We start from the raw sequence: 9,188 nt of genomic DNA, 5'->3' as shown, positions 1-9,188 counted from the left end.
GCACATGGCCGCGGGTTATGCCATAGAAGCACAGGCGGCAAACAGTATAGAGCGCGATAAAGAATTGATCAAAACCTGGCCTTACAGTAAAAAGGTGCTATTGCCGCATTTGGGCGAAAAGCGTGAGGCGCCAGAAGCAGGTGAGGTTTTTATTCAAAAAGATCTATTGGCCACCCTAACCAAAATGGTTGAAGCAGAGCAAGCTGCGTTGGAGAAAGGTAGCTCGCGACAAGAGGCATTAATGGCCGCTTACGATCGTTTCTATAAAGGAGACATCGCCAAAGAATTCGTGCGTGGGAGTAAGGAACAAGGAGGTCTGATTACCATGGATGATCTTGCTAAATGGAAACCCGTTGAAGAAGAAGCATTAAGCACCGATTATAAAGGGATTAAAGTATACAAATTAAAACAGTGGACACAAGGCCCTGTTTTACTGCAAGCTTTGAATATATTAGAGAATTTCGACCTAAAAGCAATGGGCTACAATAGCTCAAAATATATCCATACTGTTTATCAGGCCATGAATCTTTCTTTTGCAGATCGCGATTTTTATTATGGTGATCCAAACCAAAGTCCTGCTGAACCGATGAAAGGTCTGTTAAGTAAAGATTATGCAAAACAAAGGGCCTCGCTTATTCAGCTTGATAAAAATGATGCAAACACAGGGCCTGGTGATCCTTACCCATACGAGGGCAAGAAAAACCCTTATTTAAATCTGTTAAAAAGCAGAGGCTTTAACCTCGATACAACCAAACGTAACTTTGCGCCAAAGCACGACCTTGGGAATAATACGCCAAAAGAAATTTATGAAGATCGTTTGTGGAGGGGAACAACATCGATAGAAGCTGCAGACAAGGCCGGTTGGGTAGTATCTGTTACCCCAAGTGGTGGCTGGCTTCCGGCCTGTATTGCCGGTAATACAGGCATTGGGATGAGTCAAAGGATGCAAAGTTTTGTGCTCGATTCTACCTTAAATCCCTTCAATGTTGTTGCACCGGGCAAAAGGCCAAGGGTAACCCTGTCGCCTTCATTGTTTATCAAAGATGGTAAACCATTCGTATCGGCTGCAGTTCAGGGCGGAGATACCCAGGATCAGAATTTGCTTCAATTCTTTTTAAACATGGCTGAGTTTGGTATGAATGTGCAAAAGGCAACCGAAGCGGCTAACTTTAATACGAATCAGCTTTGGCTTTCGCTGGGTGGTACTAAAACAAGCGATAGAGCACCAAAACCTGGTCAGATTTTATTAAATAACAGTACTAAAGAGGAGGTGCGCAATGAACTGAAAAAAATGGGTTATACACTCAGTTTTTCAGAACGGACCAGTGGGCCAATCAATGCCATTTATTTTGATTGGAAGCACAATAGTTTGCAAGGCGGCTCGAGTAACCATGGCGAAGATTATGGTATTGCATGGTAATACATTGGTTCGATTAATGATATGCACTGCATTTTGATTAACACCTAAAAATAACACTTTGGTCTTCGGCTCTTTTTGGTTTCGATATAATAGCCAACTGAGATTTCGTGCGAGCCATAATCGTAATTGCTCAGTTTATTGAGGCTGTAATCATAACCATAACCAATACGCAAGTTAGATCTTATAAACAATTCGCTGATGAAACCAACTGCCGCTCTACTGGTTAATCCACGCTGCAAATTCTCTTTAGGATAAATTTTTACCGAGGTGCGATAAACTGCACCAAGCCAGAAGCGCTCTTTTACCAGTAAAAAGGCATTTAAATCTAATGAGGTTGGTCCATGTAAATCATCTTTAATTAAAAAGGTTGGTTTAAAAACAAAATCGTTATTTACAGGTAATGCCACCCCTGCACTCAAGTAAAAATGAGGCTGAATTTTAACGTTTAGCGAATTGTAATCGTCAAATACTGATAAGGTTTTTGAAAAGAGGTTATTTGCCGAAAAACCGATAAAAAACTTTTCATTTGAATAATGGATACCGGCGCGTATATCAGGCATCGTCTGACTTATTGATCCTGTCGGGATACGGTTATCGCCCATTTCGATAGGATCTAACAAATTGCCGTTTAAGGAAGTCTGGATTACACCTACGCCTAAACCGAAAGCGAGGATATTGGTTTCAGTACGATCAAGTTTTATCCTGTAAGCGAAATTTGCCGATGCATTTAAAGTGTTTTGTGCACCTATTTTATCCTTGGTTACAATCATCCCCAGGCCCAAACTTTCGTCATTTATAGCCTCATCTGCRGATATAGAAAGGGTTTGTGGTGCGCCCCGAACACCAGTCCATTGTGCTCTGGCGAAAGCCTGTAGGTAAAGCTCTTCTTTATAACCCGCATATGCAGGATTGATGTACATGTTATTAAAAACATATTGCCCAAACTGGGCATCTTGCTGCGCAAAAACCTTAACAGATAATATCGTAATGGTCAAAACAAGAAATATCCTTTTCAAAATGTTCATGTCTGTATTTTGTTTTATTTACCTGATTACCGTTACATAACCTTTGTAATCTTGCCAGGTTGCTGTTCCATTTCTAACTTTAATCACGTAGAAGTAGGTTCCATCCGTTAATCCTGGAGCAGTCCAGTCGTTCTTATAGTGATTGGATTGATAAACCGTACTTCCCCAACGGTTAATAATTGTTACTTCGTTCGATTCAAAAGATTCCAGGTGTTCAATATAAAAAGTGTCGTTCTTGCCGTCCCCATTGGGCGTGAAGACATTTGGTATTCTTAAACCTGAAATCTCTTTTTTATCGGTTGATGTATTATTGCCCAGGTTAGGGTCAAATTCTGTTGCAGTAACAGTCGCTGTATTAGTCACCATACCCGATTGCTTGGATCTTACCCTGATTACCAGCTCAGCAAACTTGCCATTGGCCAGTAAGGGAATGTTCCAATTAATGGTTCGGTTTAGCTGATCGTAGCTCGCTATTCCATCTGTTGGCTGGGCCAGGTTTTCTAAAGAAAGGTTATCAGGAAGCGCATCTTTAATCATCAGTTGGGTGGCATCATCTTTACCATTATTTCTAACATTCAGGTAATATTCGAAAACCTGATCGCCCACTACAATTTTTGATTCTGATCGCTTTGTTATGGCTACATCCGCAATAAGCTGTGGCAATATAATAACCTCTATTTCATCTGAAATATCGGATGTGCAACCAAATTTATTTACAGTAGCTACTTTATAAATGCCTGCGGTGGCGGTGATAAGTGTTGCTTTGTTTTGGTTCTTCACTAACACATCATCCTTGTACCATATATATAAAGCCGCTCCAGCCGAATTTGCACGCAAAACCACCGACGACCCTTGTCTGATCGCAATGGTTTGCCGCCCATTGGGAGCAATATGGCCCTTTGCTGTTTGAATAAAAAACAACAATATAGCCAAAGCCAGAAAGGAGTATATCCTTAGCTTCATTTATACAACAATCATCAGAAAAACGAAAACCGGCCTAGAAAGTAACTGCTGTTGCCGTGCCGGTGATGGTTCCTGGAGTAATGGTTGGTTTTACAGGCTTAGCGGTTACCGTAACATCATGATCTGCCCATTGCGGACAATATTTATTACCGTTAATTACATAACCTACTTTTAGCCTATGCGTTTTTGTTCCAACAGTTGCAGGTGCCGATGGCGTRTAGTCTTTTGTTGTAGCACCTGATATAGCCGTTTCTACTCCTCCTGTTACCGTATACCACTGATAGGCCAAAGTTGGAATGTTGGTAGCATCAGGATTGGTAACAGCGCCAACTTGCGCCAATGGGCTTTCGAGACAGAAATCAGCAGGCGTAAAATTAACAGTCAGAGGTTGAAGTACATATACCGGAATTTCTTGTAATTCAGATTCGCAGGAGCCTGGTGTTGTTGATTTAGAACTTAAATAATAATAGCCTGTGTTTAAATCGGCCGCTGCGATTTTATTTCCCGAAACTAAAGTAACACCTGTACTTGGCGTAGTAGTTTGCGTTGCACTGTATTTAACAATCCAGTCTTCTCCAGCTGGGGCAGCGGGTAAAGTAAGATCCGATCCTTTGCAAAAAAGACTAACTCCGCTTGTAGTTGGTAGTACCTGAGCCGATACTTTTGAAAATGTGCAGATTAACAGGAATGTAATTGCTAAAATTGCTTTTGTAATTGAATTGTTCATGGGGACGATTTTTTGTTTGTTTGATTAATATTGTGAATTAGTTTGCACCAACACATGCGGTGCTGATGGTTTTGGATTTATTTTAATGTTGAAATTAATTTGAGTACTGCAACCCGCCGCATTTTTAATGGTCAACATACCGGAATGAACACCTAGAGCAGCATTGACCGGGATGTTAAGCGGAATATTTCCCGCTGGCAAAGGTTGATTGCTAACTGGATCAAAACCTGGTGTGTTCCAGGTAATGCTATACGTTGTTGGACTGTTTAAAGCGTTGGTATAAGGGAGTGATAACGTGGTAAAACCCTGACAGATTTCAGGTTCGGTGCCCAATGTTAAATTTGGAAGCCCGTTTACGATTACAATAAAATCGGCTGTTTTCTCCGCGCAGCCCTTTGCTGTGGCTGTTATAGTTGCTGTTCCTGCGAATGTATTATCCCAGGTTACTTTTCCACTGTTTGCATCAATAATACCTGCCGCTAGGGGTAACATAGAATAAACTATGCTTGTGGCATTTGTTGCCGTTGCAACATAGGTATCGGTTCCGGTACCACTACAGCGTTTATCGGTTAATCCGGTGTTAAAAGCAGGCGTACTTACATTTCCATTTACCGTTATTGAGCCTGTTGCAGTGAATGGAGTTCCTGTAGTATTAGAAACGGTATAAGTTTTTGGTGGGCCTGCGGTAGTTGGCGTGCCTGAAATGGTAACTTTTTTAGGAGACGAACTATTGGTATAAGTTATCCCGGCTGGTAAACCTGTAACTTGAATACCGTTTGAGCCTGATGGAATATTGATAATAATATTGTTCATAGCTGTTCCTACACATACTTCTCTATCATTAGAGCCAGTTATGGTACTAACCGAGCTCTGATCGTTAGTGGTTACCTGATCAGGCTGCGAGCCCGTAATCGTTGCTGTGTTAATATTAGTTCCTGTTGCGACAACTTTTGCTGTGATGCTTAAGGAGATACTGGCATTACTGGCCAAATCGCCAATAGTCCATATGCCCGAAATAGGATCGTAACTCGTTCCCGATGGCGCTATGCTCGATACATAAGTAAAACCGCTAGGAAGCAGATCTGTAACCGATATCCCAACCGCATTGCCATCGCCTAAATTTTCGGCCTTAAGCGTAAATACTACATTGCTGTTTAACTCCGGATAAGCGATATCAACTGTTTTGGTAATCGCGCGGTCGATATTACAAAGTGAAACCTTTATTGGGAGAGAAGGTGCACTCAGCCCACAATCCAAACTATAACTCACCGAATAATTGCCAGATGTACTAGCCACATAAGTACTGGCATTTGCACCACTTATAGGAACTTCGTTAAGGTACCATTGATAATTGGAAGCATTTGGAGTTGCTGTGAGTGTTGCGGATGCGCAGTTGGTTTGTGATACCACAGGTTGATCACCTTTCTCAGGGAAACGTGAAATAAAGTTCGACATGGAGAATCCGTCGCCTTGTTGCACCATCGACACCGTAAGCCGTTCTGCACTGGTAATGGTAATTGCCTTTGGCGCGCCAATATCTGCTTTTGTAAAACTTATTAAATATAAGCCAGACGTTCCCAGAGTTTTACGGGTACCGATGCCTGGTATTGCTTCAATATCACTATTTGTATAATTGGGTGTGCCCAATTGCGTCGTTAGATAGATTTTAGCGGTGCTTTTTGTAATGATATAACCAAAGTAAGATAAATCGCTATTGTTATAAGCTGTGAATTTGGTGGTTTCGACTTTTCTGGATCCCGAACAACTGGAAATAGGTACTAAAGTAGCAACATCAACCTCGCAACCACCGCCAACTGAAATACCAGCCGTACCTGAAAATACGCCTACGTTTTTAGTCGCTTCAATTCTTGAGGATGAATACCTTCCGGTATTAATGCCCGGCGGATTTGTCGCGCTATAGGTGCCGGAAACAAAACCGTGTTCGAATGTTTTAAAATCGCCGGCTTGTGCCAGTGTAAAGGTAGTTGTGGTTTTCTGGGTACCATTCAGGTCAAAGCTGGTAACGGTAACCACAGTGTTTGCTTCAGTTGCAATTACAGTAGTTTGCTCTGCAATCGTGTTACCTTCACCTCTAACTACCACATATTCTCTACCCAATGAGGCAATTGGGGGAATTGGATTGTAAGCACCGTCTCCACAGCCTCCAGGAGCATCCAGATCTGCCGCGGTATTCATTACAGCCGATCCTGACGATTCTACCAGGGTTCCCATTGGGGCAGTGAATAAATAACTTTGTCCGGCATTTAATGTTGCCTTTGCTACACCAGCTATTTTAACAATCGTGTTATTTTCGGTGGCCATAATGCTATAGATCGGTGGATGCGCATTACTTGCAAGATTACCATCCCTATAGTAACCTACGCGAAAGGACGTTCCAATTGCCGCATCGCCAAAACTAAAAAGAGAGGCGTTACCCTTAATATCTGCATCCGTGCCATCAGCTCCTAAATTATCTGATGCAACATTTCTTAAATTCACTGAAATAGATCCAGTAGCCTCTACTATTAATCCAGCCCCACTCAGTACCTTATTTAATTCGTGCTCAGGTGCATCTTCAGGTAGTCCGGTAAAGCGATAAACAAAAGGCGTTCCCTGAACGCAGGTAAAAGTGGTTACAACAGTACCATCGCTTTTATATATTGTTCCGGTAACGGTTCCGATATCTGATGTAATAACAATTTCGTTGGCTTTACTCCAATATTGCCATGGGGCAGGGGCGATATAATGTTTAGAATAACTGGTTGCGTATAAGTGTTTTGTGGTGTTCGTGCTGGTTCTTGAAGAAAAAGGAAAAGATAAATTGTTAAAGCCAGCGTTCGCTATGGTTTTAGTTTCATGGCGTGCAAATGCAATATTTGCTGAGCAGAGCAATATTAATCCCAGTAACCCGTTAAATAAAAACAGCAGAAAAGCCTTAATCATAAATAACCTRTTGAACCCATATATGGCGTAACATAGATCTAATAATTCATTAAAGGCTGAGGGCACTTTAATAAATTATAGCACAATAAACACCTGCCTATATAGATTAGGTGTGATTCATTGTGTAGTTCGACTGTGTCAGTTTGTTTGGTTCTTTGGTCGAAAGTAATTAAAAAAACGCACTAAAAACACACTTAATATTAATTTTTAATGCACCTTAAAGCTGTTTAAAGGCAATTTTTGCATAAATTAAATCGCCTGTATTTCTACTGATACGCCTTTAATTAAAAACCGATTATTTTCTTTCTGACTATTTGAATTTTATTAATGGGTAATATATTTGTAGTCAATTATTTATGATGTTTTTGGCATTCTAAATTACAATGAAAATCGTTTACATGAAAAAAAATCATTTTTTTTTATAAAGTAATGCGATTGGCATAGAAATATTGACCTTATCTGTGGTTTAAAAGCTATAAGCCTATTGCTTCTCGTTTAAAAATTACCGCTGCACAGTGGAAGGGACCTTATGGTGTTTTGATTTTCATTTCAGTCATCCATGCCATACACTGTTCAAGCCATTTATCTGTTCTCGTGGCATTTTTTAAACCAAAACCATGTCCGCCGGTAGCGTAGATATGCATTTCGCCTTTTACCCCATTGTTTTTAAGTGCCTGATAATAGTTTACAGTATTAGCAACAGGTACTACTTTATCATCACTGCAATGAATCAAAAATGCAGGAGGAGTATCTTTATTTACCTGTAGCTCATTAGAATATTCAACTGTTTTTTCGATCGATGCATTTTCTCCGATTAAAGCTTTTTTAGATCCTTTGTGCAGAATGCTATCCTGAAAGGTAATAACAGGGTAAATGAGTATTGAAAAATCTGGTCGGAGATTTGTTTTTTCCTGATTTGGGATCACTACATTTTTATAATGCGTAGATGCAGTAGAGGCCACATGACCGCCGGCCGAAAAACCCATTATCCCAACTTTTGCCGCATCAATGTTCCATTCTTTAGCCCGTTCGCGCACTGTTTTTATGGCTTGTTCAGCATCCTGTAATGGCCCGATTGAACGATTTTTCATAATCAGATCATTGGGTAATCGGTATTTTAACACAAAGGCCGCTATACCTTGTTTATTTAACGCCTTTGCAACCTCGGTGCCCTCGTTGTTCATCACCAGATAAGAATAACCTCCACCAGGACATATAATTACGGCAGCACGCTTATCATTGTTTTTTTTGGGGAGAAAAACGGTTAAAGTCGGCTCCGTAACGTATCTGGTTAATATTCTGCCATTTTTGGCGGTATCTGTTTTTTCTGTTAAATCAGCCTTAATGGCATTCGGTACATTTTTGTAAAGCGGTACAATATTTTGTGCAAATAACCCTGCCTGGTTCATGTTAAGCATTAATGTAAATGCTAAAATTATTTTTTTCATATACTTGGTTTAAACAAAACTATAAAATTATTTTGTAAATATGTACTACATATTTTGTGAACATTTGTTTTTAAATCTAAAAGCGCGAACTATTTTTCAAATGTTTTTGTACTACATAAAAACGAGTATATTTGAAGCTTCTAAATATGTATTTCTATGGCATTAAAAAGTGATTTAAGTTTGGATATCGATAAAATCTCATCTGATACGATGGCTGATGTGGTTGAAATGAGGTTAAGAGATTATTTCAAAAAGAAATCATTTAAACCAGGCGATGCATTGCCGAAAGAGCAGGAACTGGCTGAAGCACTGGGGGTGAGCCGAAACGTTTTAAGGGAAGCTTTAAGTCGCTTGAGGATGCTTGGCATGATCGAGACTAAGAAAAAGAGGGGTATGATTTTATCAAGCCCTGATGTATTGGGCGGTTTTCAGCGTGTACTCGATCCGCTAATAATCAGTCCGGATGCACTACAGGATCTTTTTGAACTGAGGTTAATTTTGGAAATGGGCCTCGCGGATGTGCTTTTTTTGAATTTAAATGATAAAAGTATCCGTGAACTTGAAATAATTGCCAATAGCGAAAAGAAAAAGAACAAAGAAGCATTCCGTATTGCCAACGAAATTGCCTTTCACGGTAAATTATACGAAATGGCCGGTAACGA

General features: G+C 40.3%; 7 protein-coding genes. 2 read left to right on the top strand and 5 right to left on the bottom strand.

The features are described 5' to 3' along the window. Positions 1–1,420 (top strand): gamma-glutamyltransferase family protein (locus AC1DPQ_RS09070; protein ID WP_477608901.1); only part of this gene is annotated, 1,420 nt, incomplete at its 5' end. 44 nt (positions 1,421–1,464) lie between these two features. Here AC1DPQ_RS09070 and AC1DPQ_RS09065 read toward each other — a convergent pair. The 5 genes from AC1DPQ_RS09065 to AC1DPQ_RS09045 form a co-directional block, all read right to left on the bottom strand. After that, entirely contained in the window at positions 1,465–2,445 is a 981-nt protein-coding gene (locus AC1DPQ_RS09065; RefSeq protein ID WP_477581139.1) for a PorP/SprF family type IX secretion system membrane protein, read from the bottom strand. Positions 2,446–2,463: 18 nt separating this feature from the next. Then, positions 2,464–3,408: a T9SS type B sorting domain-containing protein gene (locus tag AC1DPQ_RS09060; protein WP_477581141.1), complete on the bottom strand. Its 945-nt coding sequence runs from the start codon at positions 3,406–3,408 to the stop codon at positions 2,464–2,466. Between the two features lie 34 nt (positions 3,409–3,442). Beyond that, a complete protein-coding gene (locus tag AC1DPQ_RS09055) occupies positions 3,443–4,135 on the bottom strand; it encodes a hypothetical protein (RefSeq protein ID WP_477581143.1) in 693 nt (230 codons plus the stop codon). A 24-nt stretch (positions 4,136–4,159) separates the two neighbouring features. Continuing rightward, a complete protein-coding gene (locus tag AC1DPQ_RS09050) occupies positions 4,160–7,078 on the bottom strand; it encodes a hypothetical protein (RefSeq protein WP_477581145.1) in 2,919 nt (972 codons plus the stop codon). 527 nt (positions 7,079–7,605) lie between these two features. Next, the gene (locus AC1DPQ_RS09045; RefSeq protein ID WP_477581146.1) at positions 7,606–8,526 is read right to left on the bottom strand and encodes an alpha/beta hydrolase; all 921 of its coding nucleotides are present in this window, start codon (positions 8,524–8,526) and stop codon (positions 7,606–7,608) included. A 156-nt stretch (positions 8,527–8,682) separates the two neighbouring features. Here AC1DPQ_RS09045 and AC1DPQ_RS09040 point away from each other — a divergent pair. Next, positions 8,683–9,188 (top strand): FadR/GntR family transcriptional regulator (locus tag AC1DPQ_RS09040; RefSeq protein ID WP_477608899.1); only part of this gene is annotated, 506 nt, incomplete at its 3' end.

The sequence above is a fragment of the Pedobacter sp. 01T416_2 genome, from assembly GCF_056398925.1.
The sequence above is the reverse complement of the archived record's forward strand: the minus strand, read 5'-3'. Positions and strand labels throughout refer to the sequence as shown.

Coding starts and splice junctions, on each gene's coding strand:
- AC1DPQ_RS09060 (WP_477581141.1), bottom strand. CDS start 3,408: ATGAAGCTAAGGATATACTCCTTTCTGGCTTTGGCTATATTGTTGTTT.
- AC1DPQ_RS09050 (WP_477581145.1), bottom strand. CDS start 7,078: ATGATTAAGGCTTTTCTGCTGTTTTTATTTAACGGGTTACTGGGATTA.
- AC1DPQ_RS09045 (WP_477581146.1), bottom strand. CDS start 8,526: ATGAAAAAAATAATTTTAGCATTTACATTAATGCTTAACATGAACCAG.